Origin of the sequence: Gilliamella sp. Pra-s60 (assembly GCF_009795755.1) — a bacterium.
Classification (GTDB): Bacteria; Pseudomonadota; Gammaproteobacteria; order Enterobacterales; family Orbaceae; genus Gilliamella.
The window spans coordinates 92205-111349 of sequence record NZ_WTFA01000006.1; the positions used below are offsets into that span (position 1 = coordinate 92205).

A 19145-nucleotide genomic window follows, 5' to 3' on the forward strand; every position below is an offset into this window, starting at 1 on the left:
ATTAACTATTAGCAATAACGCTAACATAACGACGGTTTTTAGGTCCTTTAACTTCGAATTTTACTTGTCCATCAATTAAAGCAAATAAGGTATGGTCACGACCACAACCTACATTAGTACCTGGGTGAAATTGAGTTCCACGTTGACGAACTAAAATATTACCAGCAAGAACTTCTTGAGAACCATAACGTTTAACACCTAAACGTTTACTCTGGGAATCACGACCATTACGTGATGAACCACCAGCCTTCTTATGTGCCATTGTTCGATACTCCTATTAAGCGATTGCAGTGATCTTCACATCAGTAAACCACTGACGGTGACCTTGTTGTTTACGATAGTGTTTACGACGACGGAATTTAACAATTTTCACTTTATCGCCACGACCATGCTCAACAATTTCTGCTTTAACTGTTGCACCTTCAACAAACGGAGCACCAACCTTGATGTCTTCACCATTTGCTACCATTAAAACTTTATCGAAAACGATTTCTGAACCAGTTTCGACTTCAATTTTTTCCAAGCGAACGACTTGACCTTCGCTAACTCGGTGTTGTTTACCACCACTTTGGAAAACTGCGTACATACTTAACTCCGCAATAAAAAGCAGACGATTACTTGATTAAACATATATGTCTGCGAGATTAATCTTATAGGGCGTGAATTTTACGCAAAATTTATCCTTGTTGCAAGTGCTGTTTACTAAAAGATCGCAAAAAGTGACAAAAAAGATCATATACATACTGTTTTCACGTTACAATAAAACATAAATTATTATTTGTTCCACAAGCATTCATTATAGAAATCTGAACATCAATATGCCAAAAAGAAAAACTCACTACACCATGTCAATTATTAATCGCCTACTAAATTACATCCATAAAAAACTAAAAAAAGTTGCCAAGTATTATTAAATTTATATAATTAGCCGACTAACTAAATTGAGTAATGACAATTGAATTATAATTCAAGAATACTGCCTTCTCGTGAAACCTTAGCACGAGCACAAAGATTTAACGATGATATTGTTGAGGTATCGGGTGTTGATCTGGTATTAAGTTTAATCACAACAGCTGATGTAATTCGCGCTAATATCTACGCACAATTAGATAAAGATTATGGTGTGTCTGAAGGTAAGTTTGCCTTACTGATGTCATTGTTTTCAGAGGGTGAAACTTGCGCTAGCGATTTAGCACTGCGTATAGGTGTTACACCCGCTACGGTATCTGTTATGGTTAAACGAATGTTATCGGCATCTGAACCATTAATTTCAATGTCAAAAAATGATGATGACGGTCGTTCACGCCTAATCGCATTAACAAATGCGGGTGAAAGACTAATTCAAGATGCATTACCCAATCACCTAAAAGCAATCCGCGCTTTTGCGCAGGTACTAGATTCGCAAGAACAAGAATCCTTAATATTAATGTTACGAAAATTATTACGAAAATAGCCATCTTAAAAGACTTAACGGTTATTTTTTATTTAAATAATTAGCTGACTAAATAAATGGAAAATAAGCTATCTATGAATATGAAAAATGTAGAGATGAAAAAAAACATCAAAATCCCACTTATCTTTTTGCTCCTTTTAGTTTTTGGATCATTCTTAATTTTCCTTGGTTCAAGAAATGATGCCGTAACAGTTGCTAAAAGCATCAAATCTGGAGTATTAACCGCTGATGAAATTAATATTGCCTTTCAAAATGTCGGCGGAAAAGTCACCAAACGATTTGTGCAAGAATCACAAATGGTAAAAAAAGGTGATCCACTTATGCAGTTAGAAGATACTGATACTAAGCTAGCTATCGATCGCATGCAAGCACTTGTTGATAGTCAAAAAGCAGCCGTTAATCAAGAACAAACTGCTATCAAAATTACAGAGAATGAAACTAACCTTTCAGAATTATCAACTTGGCGCAAGATTGAAGAAATGCAAGCCAATTTAGAGGCTGCAAAATCTGCTCAATATTTAGCTAACATTGAATTTGACCGCCAAACACAATTACGCAAAGCAGGTGGCAATTCTCAATCGCAACTAGATAACGCCCGTCACACCTTTACTGTTGCAAAAATGCAAGTTGTACAAATTGAAAGTCAACTATCGACTTTAATGATTGGCGCAACACCTGAGCAAATTAGCCAATTTAGGCAAACAAAAAATGCAACAGGCATGACAATACAATCTATCACTATTGCACGGCAAAAACTCGAAAACCGCAAAAATCAACTTGCTCAAATACAAGCACAACTTGCACAAGGCGAAGCCGAATTAAAACAATTACAACTCAATAACGAACGGTTAACATTAAAAGCGCCTGAAGATGGCAAAGTATTAAAACTCCTGTTTGAAGATGGTGAAATGGTACCCAATGGTGCACCAGCCGTATTATTAGAAACCGAACGCAAATATATTGACATTTATGTAAATGAAAAAATGGTTAATGATTACCAACCAGACACAACTATTACAGCGAATGTGATTGCGCTTAATAAAGAAGTAAAAGGAAAAGTTCGCTTTGCCACAGCAGCACCATCTTTTGCTGATTTACGAATGACACGAGAACGAGGACAAGCTGATTTAACCTCTTATCAAGTCAGAATTTATATCGAACCAATCCCAAAACTATTAACTGGCATGACACTTGAGGTTGAAAAATGATGCAAAACATCATTAAATCCATTCTTGAAGAACTCGACGCCATGCTGTCAGGTCACTTTATTCCTTATTATAAAGTCTCGATTGGCTTAGCGGCTATTGTCTCGCTCATATTTTCAATTGTATTAAGCCACGGTGCTGTTTTTGAAGGAAAAATTGCAGTTATTGATCTTGACGGTTCACATTATTCGACTGAACTAATTAGCAAAGTTAATACATCGCCTTATATCGAAGTAACAGAAGTGATCCGAGCACCCGTAAACCCAATCACTTTAGTGTCCCACGACCGTAATTTAGGTGTTTTATATATTCCTAAAGGTTTAGAAAAAAGCTTAAAAAAAGGCGACAAAACCGTTCGCTTAGGTTATTTTGCTGATGATACTAATGACGCACAAAATGCCAAAGTATTACAAAGCTTAAATGAATACATCCCTGAATTAGGCGCCGAGCTCAGTGTTGGTAAAGTCGCCGCATTAGGGCTTGGTCATGATGGTATCGAAGCAACTTTATCACCAATGCAGCTTAAAACACGCTACATGTTTAACCCTGCAAGCTCCTCAACCATATCGACAATTATCTATTTCGTTTACTTTTTCTCATCACTGACTTATGGGCTAACCTCATTAATGATAGTTGGGCGCTTAAAAGTCACTGGCATGTGGCAAACCGCCATAGAAAGAGGATTTGTTTCTTTATTAGCAAGAACGGTTCCTTATGCACTATTTTACACAACAGCATTAACTCTAATTACAGCCGTACTAGTCATATTTGGACAATTACGCTTTGATGGTAATTATTTTGCATTTTTGCCAAGTGTATTTATGACAGGGCTAGCATTTGGTTGGTTAGGTTTTTTACTGTCTTGGAAAACCAACAACCCAGGCGAAGGAGCAAGCAAAATGATCTTTCTAGTACCGCCAGGATTTATTATGGGGGGATCAACAATGGCTGTAGGAATAATGCCAATTTGGACTTACTATGTTAGCCATGCTTTCCCATTAGTTTGGTTATTTCGCTTCTTCCGAGACTTTGCTATGCGAGGACGATCACTAATTGATATGTTTGCGACTTATGGCGCTTTCATTATCTACTTAACGGTCATTGCTTTTGTTGTAATGATATTTGTTGAACGAACAAAAAAGACAGCAAAAAACTAATTTTGTCAAAAAATTTCAAGTAATACCTATATTTAAGTAGAAACTTGATACAACATCACATCTTTTTACACCCTTTGGTGAATTTTCACCTAGGGTGAAATTTATTAGTGGTACTTGTTTTTATTTTGGAGTATCACAACAATGATTTATAGGAAAACGCCGAGTTGTTTACACCTCACGGTCAAAATAATCCTTTAAAAACCCATAAGGCGTTGTCCAGAAAATCGCTTAACCTTTTACTTTACTTTGTTAACAACTTTAATATGTTATATTCATGGTTGTCATGTTATTTAATACCTCATGAGGTTTTGGAGTATTATAAATGAAATGACCCAGATGGATGTTTGGTGTCAATATATAGTATTTTGCTAGGATAGGTTTTGTTATAACGTTTAGCTTGTTTCCATAATTTATCTTCAATTAATTTTTTGGCTTTAACTAAACTCAATAGTTTCAAATTTGTGATCATAATCACACAACTAAATGAAACCATACTGTTTCTTAACTTGATTAATATTTTTCTTTTATCAATTTTGGTGATTTCAATAATTGTATGATTAACATCAATATTACCTTTTAAAGACGTTGGTCCCTACTTCTATATTCTTTCGTTTTATTTCAAAAATAAAGGATTTTTTGTTTTCTTTTTATTAAATTAGTTTTGTGACTTACCTATCATTTTTCATTCTCTTTCATATGATTAAATCTAATAACAAACGAAAGAAAACAAATGGTATGTTATGAATGAAGAAATAATCAATACGCTACAACGTAGAGAAAAGATCATTGATTTACTTGAGAATGAAAATACAGTATCAGTAAACAAATTGAGTAAGCTATTTAACGTCTCAACCGTAACTATTCGCAATGATCTACGATATTTAGAAAAAAAAGGATGTGCATTGCGTTCATATGGCGGCGCTATGATAAATAAAGCTTTTGCGCTTGATAAACCTTTACTTGATAAAAGTCGCATCAATTCTGATATAAAACACAAAATTGCACAAAAAGCCGCTGATATGGTTAATGATGGTGATCGCATTATTCTCGATTCAGGTTCAACAACGGCAGCAATGGTGCCTTATCTAATTAACAAACAAAATCTTATCGTGCTTACTAATGCCTTAAATATTGCTTATGACTTGTCAACCAATACTGATATCCAAGTGATTATTGCTGGAGGCAATGTTAGAAAAAACTCTTATTCAATTTCAGGGGAAAATGTTGAACAACAATTAAAGATGTACCATTTTAATAAACTTTTTCTAGGTGTAGATGGTTTTGATCTAAATGTTGGTATTACTACACCTAACTTTGCTGAAGCGGCAATTAACAAGGTAATGTGTCAAGTTTCAGATCACATTATTGCCATTACTGATTCATCCAAATTTGGCCGTAAAAGTTTTTGTACCATAGAAAAAATCAATCACATTAAAACAATCATTACAGATTCAAATATTCCTAAGGATTACTTAACACAACTACAGACATTGGGTATCGATGTCGTGATCTCTGACATATAGATACATTTATTTTTAACAATATGATTATTTAGTAAACAGGATAAAAAACATGCAAAAATATTTAGATTATTCCGTTGATTTTTTGGAAAAACGTTCTGCGTTACATACCGCTAAAGAAATCTGTCAACAGCCACAAATTTGGCAAGATTTATTTAAAATAATCTTGCAAAAACAGCCAGAATTGCAACATTTTTTAAATCCTTTACTTGCAGATCCTGATTTAGAAATTATTTTAACTGGAGCAGGATCATCTGCTTTTGGCGGTGTAGCTCTTGCTCCTTGGCTAAGAGAGAAAACTCATCGCAATGTTTACGCTTACGGCACAACTGAAATTGTTACAAATCCTTTGCAATATTTATCACCCCAGAAAAAAACATTAGTGGTGTCATTTGCTCGTTCAGGTAATAGTCCTGAAAGTATTGCAGCAGTTAAACTTGCCGATCAGTTAGTGAGTAACTGCTATCATCTATTTTTAACTTGTAACCCTACATGCGCATTAACCGATTATGCCAATAAAAAGAATAATTCAAAACGTATTTTTCAATTAGTTATGCCTAAAGGATCACATGATTTAGGCTTTGCTATGACATCGAGTATTAGTAGCATGATGCTTGCAACATTATTACTTTTAGGAAATATTGAACCTAATGAAGCACAAAATGCCATTACAAAAATTACTAATATCTGCAAGCAAAAATTGTCAAGTTGGCAGATACTAACTAAACAATTGGCGAGTAAATCATATGAACGAGTCATTTATGTTGGCAGTGGCTGTTTTATGGGATTAGCACAAGAATCAGCATTAAAAATTTTAGAATTAACTGCAGGAAAAATAGCTAGTCGATTTGATTCAATATTAGGTCTTCGCCATGGCCCCAAATTTATGATTAATTCTAAAAGCCTAGTTGTCTGTTTTTTTTCTAATGATCTTTATGTACATAAATATGATAATGATTTATTTAATGAATTAAACAATGATCATATTGCCACTGACGTGCTGGCATTAAGTGGCCAAAACACAAAAAATGAACATGTTTTATCTATTGATTGTCACCTTCCTGATTGTTGGCTTATCTTCCCATATCTTGTTTTTGCTCAAATGCTTGCTTTTGAAAAATCACTAAGTTGCGAATTAACTCCTGACAATCCTTGTCCGACAGGTGAAGTTAATAGAGTAGTAAAAGGTGTCACTATTTACCCGTTGACATAAAGCTTAAACTTATAGCTATTTAAATTTGATAAAACAAACAAAAGGAGCAAATAAATATGGGCACTCCAAATATTCTTATGACTCGTATTGACAACCGTTTAGTCCATGGACAAGTTGGTGTAACTTGGGTTAATGCACTTGGGGCTAATTTACTACTAGTAGCCAATAATAGTGCAGCACAAGATCCTGTACAACAAAACTTAATGGATATGGTTATCTCTGAAGGTATTCAAACTCGTTACTTTACCTTACAAAAAACCATCGACATTATTGATAAGGCTGCTGAACGTCAAAAAATATTTATCGTATGTAAAACACCACAGGATGTATTGACCTTAGTAAAAGGTGGTGTACCAATTAAATTTGTTAATATAGGCAATATGCACTTTTCAGAAGGCAAAAAACAAATACACAAAACCGTATCAGTTGATGATGATGACATTATAGCATTTAAAGAACTTAATCAGTTAGGTGTAACCTGCGAAATTCGCCGGGTACCTGACGAAGCAGGTGAAAATATAGAAAATTTACTTAATTTATCTTAACAAGGAGAAACTATAATGTTAATGGATGCATTATTAATTGGGTTACTAGCAGGTATTGCTGGTGTAGACCTCTTTGATGGGCTGACTCACTTACACAGACCCGTTGTCATTGGACCTTTAGTTGGTTTAATTTTAGGTGATGTCACCACAGGTTTATATGTTGGCGGTTCGTTAGAATTGGTATGGATGGGAATGGTGCCATTAGCGGGAGCTCAACCTCCAAATGTTGTTATTGGTGGAGTAATTGGTACAACTTTTGCAATTTTAACTCATGCAGATCCTAAAGTTGCAATCGGTATTGCAGTACCATTTGCTATTGCTGTACAAGGCTGTATTACTATTTTGTTTACTATCTATTCTCCAATGATGCACAAGTGTGATTGCTATATTGATCAACTTAATTTTAAAGGCATTGAATGGGTTAACTATATCGGGATGATTGTTTTATTTTTCTTCTACTTTGTTGTTGCATTTTTACCTATCTATTTTGGTGCAGATGCAGCAACAACACTTGTTAAAAAATCACCGCAGTGGTTACTTGATGGTCTTAGCGTTGCAGGAGGCATGATGCCAGCTATTGGTTTTGCTATGCTAATGAAAATTATGATTAAAAAAAATTATATTGCTTATTTTATTTTAGGTTTTGTTGGCGCAACATTCCTTAAATTACCAATTTTAGCCATTGCATTAGGTGCATTAGCCATTGCGATGATTGATTTTTTTAATTATAGCCGTGATAACAGTAATAATGAACAACCTATAAAAGTAGCAGAGGTGGAAGATGGAATTTAACAATGATAATGAAAACAAAATGACAAAAAAAGCTGAAAAACGCATGGAACAAGCTCTAGCCACAAGTAAAGTATTAACTGATACTTATTGTGACCAAAGTCAGGATGTCACTTTGACCGTAGGTGATATTAACCGAATGGCATTTCGCTCTCTTGCACTGCAAGCTTCATTTAACTATGAACGTATGCAAGCTGGTGGTTGGCTATTCACGATTTTGCCAGCATTACGCAAAATTCATAAAAATAAAGAGGATTTAAAAAACTCAATGCATATGCATATGGAATTTATTAACGTCCATCCCTTTGATGCTACCTTTTTATCTGGTTTATCGCTTGCAATGGAAAAAGGAAAAGAGAATATTTCAACAATTCGAGCTGTTAAAGTTGCTTTAATGGGACCTTTAGGAGGTATTGGCGATGCACTATTTTGGTTAACGCTACTTCCCATTTGTGCAGGAATTGGCGCTTCATTAGCGCTAGAAGGTAGTTTTTTTGGTCCCATTATTTTTTTGTTAATGTTTAATTTAGTGCACTTTGGATTGCGTTTTGGGCTTGCCCATTACGGTTATCGAGCAGGAACAAGTGCTTTACCTTTGTTAAAAACACATACTAAGCGTATTTCACACGCTGCATCAATTGTCGGTATGACGGTAATTGGCGCTTTAGTTGCTTCATATGTACGCCTGTCAACACCATTAGAAATAAATGCTGGTCAGACACACATTGCACTTCAAACTGATGTACTTGATAAACTGATGCCTAATTTATTACCGTTAGGATTTACATTAATTATTTATGCCTTAATGAAGCGCAATTTTTCACCAGTTAAATTAATTGGTTTAACTGTTGTAATAGGCATTGTAGGTAAATTAGTTGGATTTTTATAAAGGTTAATTATGATAGGTATAATATTAACAGGTCATGGTAGTTTTGCTACTGGACTTTATCAAGCAGCAACACAAATCATCGGCGAACAAACCCAATTTTGTGCAGTTGATTTTCCTGATGGAATGAGTAGTGAGCGACTAGAACAACAATTAAGTTCATCATTAAAGCAGTGTGATAAAGGTGATGGGGTGATTTTTTTGACAGACATTATTGGTGGTTCACCATTTCGATTAGCTGCAACATTAAGTCTTCAACTTAATCGCATTGAAGTAATTAGTGGCATTAATATGCCACTTTTACTTGAAGTCCTACTGCAGCGTAATGAATCAGATATAGAAAACATTCGCTTAAAAATAATTGAAAATGCCAAACATAGTGTCAATAGTTTATGGCATGAACAACAAAAAAAATCAACAACTAATCAGGAGTGTTTAAATGGAATTTAAAAAAATCCACGCTAAACGGGTGTTAACACCTGTTGGCTGGTTAGATAATGCCATTATTAGTATTAATGGTGATCGAATTATCGATATTAATACAAGTGATAAACCATGTTCAAATGATATCAATGTATTACCTGCACTTATAGATACTCATATTCATGGTGCTATGGGTGCTGATACTATGGATGCTACTCATAAATCTTTAAACACAATCAGTTGTTTTTTAGCGCAGCATGGTGTAGGAGCTTTTCTAGCGACCACTGTCACAGAAAGTCATGAAAAAATTGAATCTGCATTACAACAAGTAAAAAACAGTATGAAACAAGGTTTAGCTGGTGCTACTCTATTAGGTTCATACTTAGAAGGACCTTTTTTTAATGCCATTCATAAAGGTGCTCACTCAAAAGAACTATTACATGCACCTGACTACCAACTAATAAAAAAATGGTTAACGTTGGCCGAAGGTACATTAAAATGTATCGCTTTAGCACCAGAATACCCTGAATCACTAACTATAATCAAATGGTTACGCACTAAAAACATCCGAGTTATGCTTGGGCATTCCAATGCTGATTACCAAACAACCAAAGACGCACTTTTAGCCGGAGCTAGTGGTATCGTGCATTGTTATAATGGTATGTCGGGATTACATCATCGTAATCCTGGCATAGTTGGTGCTGCACTAACTATAGATAATTGTCAAACAGAAATCATAGTGGATGGCCATCATGTACATCCAGCAGCAATTAAAATTGCTCATCAATGCTGTGGTAAAAATTTATTGTTAATCACAGACGCCATGCGAGCGACAGGAATGCAAAATGGCGATTACCAGTTAGGAAAGTTATTAGTGCATATGCAAGATAACATTGTTCGTACAGATGATGGAGGACTAGCAGGAAGCACTTTAACACTTGATCGTGCAGTCAATAATTTTGCTAAATTTGCTCATATTGATTTTGAACAAGCATGGTTACATGGTAGCTACTATCCTGCTAAAGCATTAGGTATCGATAACGAATTAGGTAGTATCGCACCAAATAAGCGCGCTAATTTAGTACTATTAAATAAACAAAATCATATTATTGCCACTATAGTTAATGGAAATGTGGTTTATCAATCAATGGAATTCAAAAAACAGTATCTGTCTAATGAATAATAACTTTATCAAACAGAATCAGATGATAATAATAAATTACCCTCAATAGACAGTCACTATACAAAAATGAAAATAAACATATTACAGAGAAATAAATTTATTTTTTAAGAAATATAAAGGAGAAATATATGAAAAAAACAGTACTAAAAGGGATGTTAGGCTTAGCGTGTATTCTATCATTTTCAACATATGCAGTCGATAATCACGATGATTACACGTTAGAACAAGTTGTTGTTTTTAGTCGTCACGGTTTAAGAGCCCCACTAGCTAGCCCAACAAGTACGCTTGGTAAAGTCACACCGAATCAATGGCCACAGTGGGATACGCCAGCTAGTTATTTAACAACACGAGGCGGCACACTAGAAAGCTATTTTGGTCACTATTTCAGTGAATGGCTAGCTGACAATAAATTATTAACTACCGATAACTGTCCAAGCGAAAAAGATGTCTACATTTATACCAATAGCCTACAAAGAACAATTGCAACAGGACAATATTTTACGGTTGGTGCATTTCCTGGTTGTTTAGTTCCTATAACTCATAAAGAAAAATTAGGCACCATGGACCCCATATTTTTCCCTGTTATTCGCAATGATAGTCCCGATTTTAAACAAGCAGCAATTACTTCAATCAACAAAACCGCAGACAAAGATGGCGTTATTGGATTAAATAAAAAGCTTAACCAGACATATAAAGATATGTCAAACGTAATAAATTATCCAAAATCAGTAAACTGTTTAACTGACAAAAAATGTGATTTTAGCGCTTCAGATACACAGGTAATTATTGAAAAAGGCAAAGAGCCCGGCATAACTGGACCATTACGTATAGGAACCTCAATTGCCGATGCATTTATTCTACAATATTATGAAGGTTCACCATTAAAAGATATTGCATGGGGTAACATAAAAGACGAACAACAATTTAAACAATTGGTTGAAATTAAGGAACGTTATAATACGGTATTATTTGGTTCACCAGTTGTTGCAAAACATGTTGCCGCAAATTTAGTTAACTATATTAATCAGACCTTTAATGATAAAGAAGAAACAACTAAATTTACTTTTTTAGTGGGTCACGACTCTAATGTAGCTTCATTATTTTCAGCGATGCAAATTCAATCTTATAACTTACCTAACCAATTTGAAACAACGCCGATCGGAGGTAAAGTTGTATTCCAAAAATGGCGTGATAACCGTAGTGGCGAGCATTTAATGAAAATTGAATATTTTTATCAATCAACTGAACAAATTCGCAATTTATCTCCATTAAATCGTCATAACCCACCGCAAAAAGTTACATTAACAATGACTAAATGCCCAACTAATGCGATGGGATTTTGTTCTTTTTCAACGTTTAAACAGGTAATGGGAGAAATCACTAAATAAAAAATAATTCTATTCATAGTAAGCCGTACTTAATCGTAATTTCAGTGCTTACTATGAATATTCCCCACATAAATAGTTTTTTATTAATTAAATCAAACTCAAAAAAATAATATTTATCGAAGCACTAAAATCACAATCGTTAACTTCTTATCTAATTACAAAATAAAAGTAAAACCAGATCCAGATCACAAAAAGAACTTTTTTAAATTGCAAAAAGAAATTAACATGGCAAAATGTTACCCGTAACAAGCAAGATAGACTTAAGGAACAACAATGACTAAAAAAAGTAAACAAGTTTTTGTATTAATGGGTGTGTCTGGTTGTGGTAAATCAGCAGTAGCCAAACAAGTCGCTTATAATTTAGATGCCGCTTTTTTAGATGGCGATTTTTTACATCCTAAGTCTAATATTCTAAAAATGCGCAGTGGCACGCCATTAAATGATGAAGATCGTATGCCTTGGCTCCATTTAATCAGTAATGCCGCTTTTGCCATGAGTAATGTCAATGACGTATCAATTATTATCTGCTCAGCATTAAAAAAATGCTATCGAGATATTATCCGTGGTGAAAATGAAAACGTTCATTTTATCTATCTAAAAGGCGATTACGATGTCATTGCTGAACGTTTAGCTAAGCGTCAAGGCCATTACCAAAAAACCGGCATGCTTCAATCGCAATTTGATACTCTTGAAGAACCAACTAGTGATGAAAAGGATGTCTACAAAATAAATATTGCACAGCCATTAATCAACGTTGTCAATGACACAGAACAAGTCATCCGTTCCATATGTCTCTGTAAATAATATCAATAGAACAAAGAATAACAAAATAAATGTCGAGGTTAATGTGAATCCTACTATTCAAGCTGTAACGAAACGTATTATCGAGCGTTCAAAAGCAACGCGTGAAGCTTATTTACAAAAAATAGAACGCGCAATGCTCAATAAAGTAACCCGAGCAAGCTTACCTTGCAGTAATTTAGCCCATGGTTTTGCGGCCTGTTGTATTGATGATAAAAATGACCTAAAAAATATTTTAAAAAGCAATATTGGTATCATCAATTCTTACAACGACATGCTTTCAGCTCACAAACCTTACGAATTTTACCCCGAACAAATCCGCAAAGTCCTGCACGAAGTCGGGGCTGTTGGGCAAATGGCGGGTGGAGTACCTGCAATGTGTGATGGCGTTACCCAAGGTGAGCCGGGAATGGAGCTATCATTAATGAGCCGAGACATCATTGCCATGTCTGTGGCTGTTGGTCTTTCGCATAACATGTTTGACGGCGCACTATACCTTGGCATTTGTGACAAAATCGTACCGGGTTTATTTGTAGGTGCATTAACATTTGGACACTTACCGGCTATTTTTATACCAGCAGGACCAATGCCATCAGGCTTATCAAATAAAGAAAAAGTACGTATTCGCCAACTTTATTCTGAAGGCAAGGCGTCTCGTGAAGATCTGCTAGAATCAGAATCTGCGTCATATCACACTAGCGGAACTTGTACTTTTTATGGCACCGCCAATAGTAATCAAATGGTCATTGAATTAATGGGATTACATTTACCTGGTGCAGCCTTTGTTCACCCAGAAACCGCATTGCGTTTTGAATTAACTAATGCGGCGGCCAAACAAATTACACGCCTAACAAAACAATCCGGTAATTACATGCCTGTGGGTAAAATGGTAGACGAAAAGGTCATCGTCAATGGCTTAGTTGCACTACTGGCAACAGGTGGATCAACCAATTTAACCATGCATATTGTAGCAATGGCAAAAGCCGCTGGAATTATTATTAATTGGGATGATATTTCAGATCTTTCAACCGTTGTACCACTACTTTGCCGAATCTATCCAAATGGTCCTGCTGATATAAACTATTTTCAAGCAGCAGGGGGAACATCTCTACTGGTTCGAGAATTACTTGCTGGTGGCTTATTACATGAAGATGTTGAAACCGTTGCAGGCCATGGTCTTAGCCGTTACACCAAAGAACCAATTTTAGAAAATGGCAAATTAGTTTACCGTGAAGGTCCAACCAAATCATTAGACGAAAACGTCATCGCCTCGATTAAAAAACCATTTAACTCACATGGTGGATTAAAAGTTATGTCAGGCAACCTAGGACGAGCAGTAATGAAAACATCGGCTATCGAACCTGAACATCAAATTATCGAAGCCCCTGCCGTTGTTTTTAATAGCCAATATGATTTAGATGCTGACTATAAAGCAGGAAAATTAGATAAAGATTGTGTTGTCGTTGTACGCTATCAAGGACCGAAAGCAATTGGCATGCCTGAATTGCACAAACTAATAACCCCACTAGGCGTACTACAAGATAAAGGCTATAAAGTCGCATTATTAACTGATGGTCGATTATCAGGCGCTTCAGGCAAAGTTCCTGCTGCTATTCATGTCACACCAGAAGCTTATGACGGAGGCTTATTAAGCAAAGTCCAAGAAGGCGACATGATTCGTGTTAACGGTCAAACTGGCGAAATAACATTACTTGTTGATGAAGCTGAACTAGCTAAACGTGAACCTGAAAAATTTAACTTAGCTGACTCACATCATGGCTATGGCCGTGAACTTTTCACGGTTATTCGTGAAAATTTAACCTCAGCCGAAGAAGGCGCAGTAAGCTTTTAAGACAAAAAATCTGCCGCACATTGCGGCAGAACCTTAAAAATAGACTCAGGCGCATATACTACAAACTACCTTCGACAATACAAGCGCCCCAAAATCAGTAACTTATTTTTTAATAAAATTATCCACCAACAAATTCACTACATCCCCCATTTTTCCATGCAATGATGCTTTTACACTGTAAAGTGCCATTCCCATAACTTGTGATGCCTGAATTGCTGGCGGCATAACAAGCTCATTAGAACTGGTTTTCACATCTAACAATGCAGGCCCAGGGTGTGATAAAAATGATTGCATAGCCGATTCAAGTAAATCAGAGCTATCAACCCTTATCGCAAATAACCCCATGGATTCGGCGACTTTTGCAAAATTAGGGTTTTGCAAATCGGTATAGTGATCAACCAAACCTTCCGACTTTTGCTCCAACTCAACAAAATTGAGAGAACTATTATTAAGTACGATAACTTTAATTGGCAAATTCTCTTGAATAGTGGTTAATAAATCACCCAACAACATACTAATACCACCATCACCCGATAACGTAATAACTTGCCGATTAGGAAATGCCTTTTGCACACCCAACGCTTGTGGCATTGCATTTGCCATTGTGCCATGTTTTAGACTAATAACTGTACGTCTTTTACCATTAGTATTAAAATGCCTACAAGCCCAAACCATCGCAGAACCAACATCGGCACAAAGCACAGCATCTTCTGTTGCATATTTATCAACAAGTTCAGTTAAATATTGCGGGTGAATCATTGATTGAGAAGGAATTGCTTTCTTATTCAACTTATTCATTGCTTTAGCATACAACTCACGACATTGATCTAAAAATGCAGTATCTTGCTTTTCATCAATTAAAGGAATTAAAGCCGCCAACGTTGGCTTACTGCTACCAACAACACCGACACCAACAGGATGGCGACGTCCAAGATGCGTAGCATCAATATCAACTTGAATAATAGTTGCTTTATCAGGATAAAACTGTGACCATGCAAAATCAGCACCTAACATAAACAACACATCGCACTCTTTAATGGCTGTTGTTCCTGACTCAACGCCAAACATACCTGTCATACCCACGTTATAAGGATTATTATATTCAATAAAATCTTTACCTCTTGAGGTATGCACAATAGGGGCTTTTAATTTTTTTGCAAAACTAACCAACTCATCATGAGCCTCACAAGCACCTTGTCCTGCAAAAATAGCAACTTTTTGGTTTTTGTTTAAAATTTCCGCGATTTGATTAAGTTCATCATTTGAAGGAAGAATGACTGGTTTAGGATGATAAATCTTATGTCCACTGTTATCTTCAACCTTAACTAAACTAACATTATAAGGAATCACTAAAACCGCTACACCTCGTTGATTAATTGCTGCCTGAATAGCTGCTGTCGTTATTTGTCTAGCTTGAGTAGGATCGTTAATCTCCTGACAAAACACAGAACAGTTTTTATAAATAGATTGAAAATCCACTTCTTGCGGAAAATCGGTACCTTGTTGTGAAGTGACTAATTGGCTAGCCAATAAAATAACCGGCACTTTATTACGGTGGGCTTCATAAATACCATTAATAAAATGCAAACTTCCTGGTCCACACGAACCAGCACAAGCCGTAATTTGATCAGTTAAATAAGCTTCCGCACCTGCAGCAAAAGCACCGACCTCTTCATGACGAACATGCACCCATTCGATATTACTTTTCTTAATGGAGGATGTAATATAGTTCAACGTATCACCGACAATGCCATAACAATGTTTAACACCTGCTTCAGACAAAACATCAACGATAATTTGTGCAACAGTTTTTTTTGATGACATACTTTCTCCTAAAAAATTACCAGTTAAATAATTTAGTCTGCTTAAATTACACCTACTTGTTTATAATTAAAATAGATTATAAAAAAAACAGCAAAAATATTAAAAAATGTAATAACAGAGCAAATTTTGTCACATAAACTTTTTTGAAAATATTCCCTACTGTAACAAATCAAGGTATTATGTTAAAAATCTAATCGGCATCATAGAGCTACTTTCTGTGGAACATTTGTCATCTGAACATGATTTAATATCATCAATTACTCAATTTTTACCAAATTACTTTATTGAATACTATCCACTTATTACCGTTTGCTTATTGTTATTAATCGCAATTTTACTGTTTTCGTTCAGTAAATTAAGAATGGATATTATCGCCTTACTCACAATCACAGCAATCACCATCACAGGCGTACTAACCCCCACCGAAGCATTATCCGGATTTAGTGACCCCAACATCATATTAATTGCCTTGCTATTTGTTATTGGTGAAAGTCTAGTTAGAACAGGCATATCATACAAAATGAGCGAATACATATTAAAAATAGCTGGCAAAAACGACATACGCATCATCACCTGCATCATGCTCGGAGCTGCTTTACTGGGCTCAATAATGAGCTCAACTGGTGTCGTAGCTATCTTTATTCCAGTTGCCATTAGCATCGCAAATCACACGGGTATTCATGTCAAAAAACTCATGATGCCACTTTGTATTGCAGCCCTAATTAGCGGCATGATGACATTAGTCGCCACAGCCCCTAATCTTGTGGTTAATAGCGAATTAAATCGCTCATCATTAACTGAATTTAGCTTCTTTTCGATCACACCAATTGGCATTGGGGTCTTAGTTGTCGGCGTTATTTATTGCTTATTAACACGCAATTGGCTACTTACTGCGGAACAAATCACGCCAAACAACACACAACCACAAAGACGCAAAATTACCGATCTTATCCGCGATTACAAACTAATTGGTCGTGCCCACCGTGCTCAAATATTAACTGGCTCACCGTTTATTGGACGCACTATCGATGCTTTGCACTTACGTAGTGAACACGGTGTCAATGTTATTGGTATTGAACGCTGGCGTAAATTCCACAAAGTATTAATTCCCGTTAATGGATCAACCGAATTTCGTGAAAATGACATATTACTATTGGACATGTCGCATTCTGAAGCCGATTACCGCACTTTCTTAACCACCAACAACCTAGAACCCAAAATATTGCGTGGTGAATATTTTTCAGAACAAGTAAAACAAGTCGGCATGGCCGAAGTAGCCCTACTTCCTGAATCAACACTCTGTGGCAAAACCCTCAACGAAATTGATTTTAGAGGCAAATACTTTCTAACCGTTATCGGAATTTGGCGTAACCACGCACCTGTTGAAACCAACAACTTATTCCAAGAACGCTTAGAAATGAGCGACACATTATTAGTCTGCGGTGACTGGGGATCGATTCAAAAATTACAAACACGCACCAACGATTTTGTCGTATTAGACTACCCAGCAGATATCGACGACATAGCCCCCGCAAGCACCCAAGCACCAGCGGCATTAATCAACTTAGCAATCATGATAACTTTAATGGTAACAGGCATTGTGCCAAACGTTGTTGCGGCCTTAATTGCTTGTTTACTGATGGGAGCAACACGTTGCATTGATATGACCAATGCCTATAAATCAATACACTGGCCAACCTTAATATTAATTATTGGCATGATGCCATTTGCATTAGCGCTCAACAAAACGGGGGGGATTTCGCTCATATCAGCTTGGCTTGAAGTCCATTTACGCGCTTTTGGTCCATACATGGTGCTAACATTTATTTTCTTGCTCTGCTCAACTATCGGATTATTTATATCCAACACCGCAACCGCAATATTAATTGCGCCTATCGCCATTGATTTAGCATTAAAATTTGGTTATTCACCCCATCCTTTTGCCATGACAGTAGCGATTGCCACATCGGCATCATTTATCACGCCTGTATCATCGCCAATTAAAACTATGGTTGTAGCACCAGGTGGATATAGCTTTGGGGATTTTGTCAAAGTTGGCGTACCGTTAACGTTTTTAGTAATGGCGGTGGATATTGCTTTAGTGCCGGTGTTTTTCCCGTTTTAAAGCCTAACGATGGTAATGATTAAAAATAATACTAATAGACAAACATATTTTATTAAATTGAGAAATAGGAAGATTAAAGAATGATGAATTTTCTACAAAATATTATGGGACTTGCAGTTTTTGCTGCATTCATTATCGGATTGATGACTTTCGTAGGCTTATTTCTTCAAATTCAATGTATCGTAATTATAAAGCAAGTAAAATTAGATAAAATAAGTGATGAAATATTAATACAACGCTACAATATGTCAAAAAGATACAAAGACAATGTTTTTTTGACATTTTTGTGCTACGGTATTCTTTATATGTATGGTATGAAATTGAAACAAAAAGTTTTTGAAGCTTATAAAGAATGTATGATTAGGCGTAATCTACCTTTATAAGGTTCACGTACCAATTTAAGCTATAATGATGGCAATATCGCTATTGTGATTGATTTATAAACTATAGTTTGTTTCAGAAAACAAAACATCCCGACGCCAAACGTCCTGTTTGGCGTGCTAACCTCGCTCTGTTGTCGGCACATTCTGACACCGTAACAAGACAGACAGCATAACCTTGAGTGTTTTTTAGAGGTTGTTTTTGTTTGATAAAAACGCCTTATAAAAACTTTAATAAAATCAGTACCTTTCCTGACTGATTTTTTGCCGTTAAATGCTGTTATCCTGAGTGTACTTTTATTGGTTTTGTGGTTTATTAGTTGTTGGTATTTAACGCTAGTTATGCAAGTGGTTGATTTTGTTTGAAAAGAGTTAAATAAAAACTTCAATAAAATCAATAC

General features: G+C 35.8%; 19 protein-coding genes. 15 read left to right on the top strand and 4 right to left on the bottom strand.

Features of this window, described 5'->3' with window-relative positions:
- Position 1: 1 nt before the first annotated feature.
- Positions 2 to 262, bottom strand: coding sequence for a 50S ribosomal protein L27 (gene rpmA, locus GQ596_RS06205; protein WP_025314437.1), 261 nt, complete (start codon positions 260 to 262; stop codon positions 2 to 4).
- A 15-nt stretch (positions 263 to 277) separates the two neighbouring features.
- Positions 278 to 586 (bottom strand): 50S ribosomal protein L21, encoded by a 309-nt coding sequence (rplU, locus tag GQ596_RS06210; RefSeq protein WP_065636425.1) that lies wholly within the window; start codon positions 584 to 586, stop codon positions 278 to 280.
- A gap of 369 nt (positions 587 to 955) precedes the next feature.
- Between rplU and GQ596_RS06215 the strand changes: the two genes are divergently transcribed.
- From GQ596_RS06215 to GQ596_RS06225, 3 genes are all read left to right on the top strand, one after another.
- A complete protein-coding gene (locus tag GQ596_RS06215) occupies positions 956 to 1453 on the top strand; it encodes a MarR family winged helix-turn-helix transcriptional regulator (RefSeq protein WP_160400816.1) in 498 nt (165 codons plus the stop codon).
- A 74-nt stretch (positions 1454 to 1527) separates the two neighbouring features.
- Positions 1528 to 2661, top strand: a complete 1134-nt coding sequence (locus tag GQ596_RS06220; protein ID WP_202113758.1) for an HlyD family secretion protein — start codon at positions 1528 to 1530, stop codon at positions 2659 to 2661.
- The gene (locus GQ596_RS06225; protein WP_202113759.1) at positions 2658 to 3815 is read left to right on the top strand and encodes an ABC transporter permease; all 1158 of its coding nucleotides are present in this window, start codon (positions 2658 to 2660) and stop codon (positions 3813 to 3815) included. Before GQ596_RS06220 ends, GQ596_RS06225 begins: the two co-directional genes overlap by 4 nt.
- A gap of 316 nt (positions 3816 to 4131) precedes the next feature.
- On the opposite strand, the gene GQ596_RS06230 is transcribed toward GQ596_RS06225, so the two are convergent.
- A complete protein-coding gene (locus tag GQ596_RS06230) occupies positions 4132 to 4284 on the bottom strand; it encodes a hypothetical protein (protein WP_160400817.1) in 153 nt (50 codons plus the stop codon).
- 271 nt (positions 4285 to 4555) lie between these two features.
- On the opposite strand from GQ596_RS06230, the gene agaR reads away from it, so the two are divergent.
- The 10 genes from agaR (at position 4556) to edd (ending at position 14415) form a co-directional block, all read left to right on the top strand.
- The gene (gene agaR / locus GQ596_RS06235; protein WP_160400818.1) at positions 4556 to 5338 is read left to right on the top strand and encodes a transcriptional repressor AgaR; all 783 of its coding nucleotides are present in this window, start codon (positions 4556 to 4558) and stop codon (positions 5336 to 5338) included.
- 49 nt (positions 5339 to 5387) lie between these two features.
- Complete coding sequence (locus GQ596_RS06240) at positions 5388 to 6548, top strand: SIS domain-containing protein (protein ID WP_160400819.1); 1161 nt, start codon at positions 5388 to 5390, stop codon at positions 6546 to 6548.
- 56 nt (positions 6549 to 6604) lie between these two features.
- Positions 6605 to 7093 carry a PTS N-acetylgalactosamine transporter subunit IIB gene (gene agaV, locus GQ596_RS06245; protein WP_160400820.1) on the top strand — a complete coding sequence of 163 codons (489 nt, stop codon included), beginning with the start codon at positions 6605 to 6607 and terminating at the stop codon, positions 7091 to 7093.
- 15 nt (positions 7094 to 7108) lie between these two features.
- On the top strand, positions 7109 to 7885 hold the full coding sequence (gene agaW, locus GQ596_RS06250; RefSeq protein ID WP_160400821.1) for a PTS N-acetylgalactosamine transporter subunit IIC: 777 nt from the start codon (positions 7109 to 7111) through the stop codon (positions 7883 to 7885).
- The gene (locus tag GQ596_RS06255; RefSeq protein WP_160400822.1) at positions 7875 to 8771 is read left to right on the top strand and encodes a PTS system mannose/fructose/sorbose family transporter subunit IID; all 897 of its coding nucleotides are present in this window, start codon (positions 7875 to 7877) and stop codon (positions 8769 to 8771) included. Before agaW ends, GQ596_RS06255 begins: the two co-directional genes overlap by 11 nt.
- Before the next feature lie 9 nt (positions 8772 to 8780).
- The gene (agaF, locus tag GQ596_RS06260; RefSeq protein WP_160400823.1) at positions 8781 to 9218 is read left to right on the top strand and encodes a PTS galactosamine/N-acetylgalactosamine transporter subunit IIA; all 438 of its coding nucleotides are present in this window, start codon (positions 8781 to 8783) and stop codon (positions 9216 to 9218) included.
- Positions 9208 to 10374, top strand: coding sequence for an N-acetylglucosamine-6-phosphate deacetylase (gene nagA / locus GQ596_RS06265; protein ID WP_160400824.1), 1167 nt, complete (start codon positions 9208 to 9210; stop codon positions 10372 to 10374). Before agaF ends, nagA begins: the two co-directional genes overlap by 11 nt.
- 128 nt (positions 10375 to 10502) lie before the next feature.
- Positions 10503 to 11762 (top strand): bifunctional glucose-1-phosphatase/inositol phosphatase, encoded by a 1260-nt coding sequence (agp, locus tag GQ596_RS06270; RefSeq protein ID WP_160400825.1) that lies wholly within the window; start codon positions 10503 to 10505, stop codon positions 11760 to 11762.
- A 273-nt stretch (positions 11763 to 12035) separates the two neighbouring features.
- Positions 12036 to 12566, top strand: a complete 531-nt coding sequence (locus GQ596_RS06275; RefSeq protein WP_160400826.1) for a gluconokinase, GntK/IdnK-type — start codon at positions 12036 to 12038, stop codon at positions 12564 to 12566.
- Positions 12567 to 12609: 43 nt separating this feature from the next.
- On the top strand, positions 12610 to 14415 hold the full coding sequence (gene edd, locus GQ596_RS06280) for a phosphogluconate dehydratase (RefSeq protein ID WP_160400836.1): 1806 nt from the start codon (positions 12610 to 12612) through the stop codon (positions 14413 to 14415).
- 102 nt (positions 14416 to 14517) lie between these two features.
- Here the strand turns inward: edd and GQ596_RS06285 are convergent, their stop codons facing one another.
- A complete protein-coding gene (locus GQ596_RS06285; RefSeq protein ID WP_160400827.1) occupies positions 14518 to 16239 on the bottom strand; it encodes a thiamine pyrophosphate-dependent enzyme in 1722 nt (573 codons plus the stop codon).
- 283 nt (positions 16240 to 16522) lie between these two features.
- On the opposite strand from GQ596_RS06285, the gene GQ596_RS06290 reads away from it, so the two are divergent.
- Together GQ596_RS06290 and GQ596_RS06295 are read left to right on the top strand one after the other, a co-directional pair.
- Positions 16523 to 18364, top strand: a complete 1842-nt coding sequence (locus GQ596_RS06290) for an SLC13 family permease (protein ID WP_370516488.1) — start codon at positions 16523 to 16525, stop codon at positions 18362 to 18364.
- Positions 18365 to 18444: 80 nt separating this feature from the next.
- The gene (locus tag GQ596_RS06295) at positions 18445 to 18747 is read left to right on the top strand and encodes a hypothetical protein (protein ID WP_160400828.1); all 303 of its coding nucleotides are present in this window, start codon (positions 18445 to 18447) and stop codon (positions 18745 to 18747) included.
- The last annotated feature ends 398 nt before the right edge of the window (positions 18748 to 19145 follow it).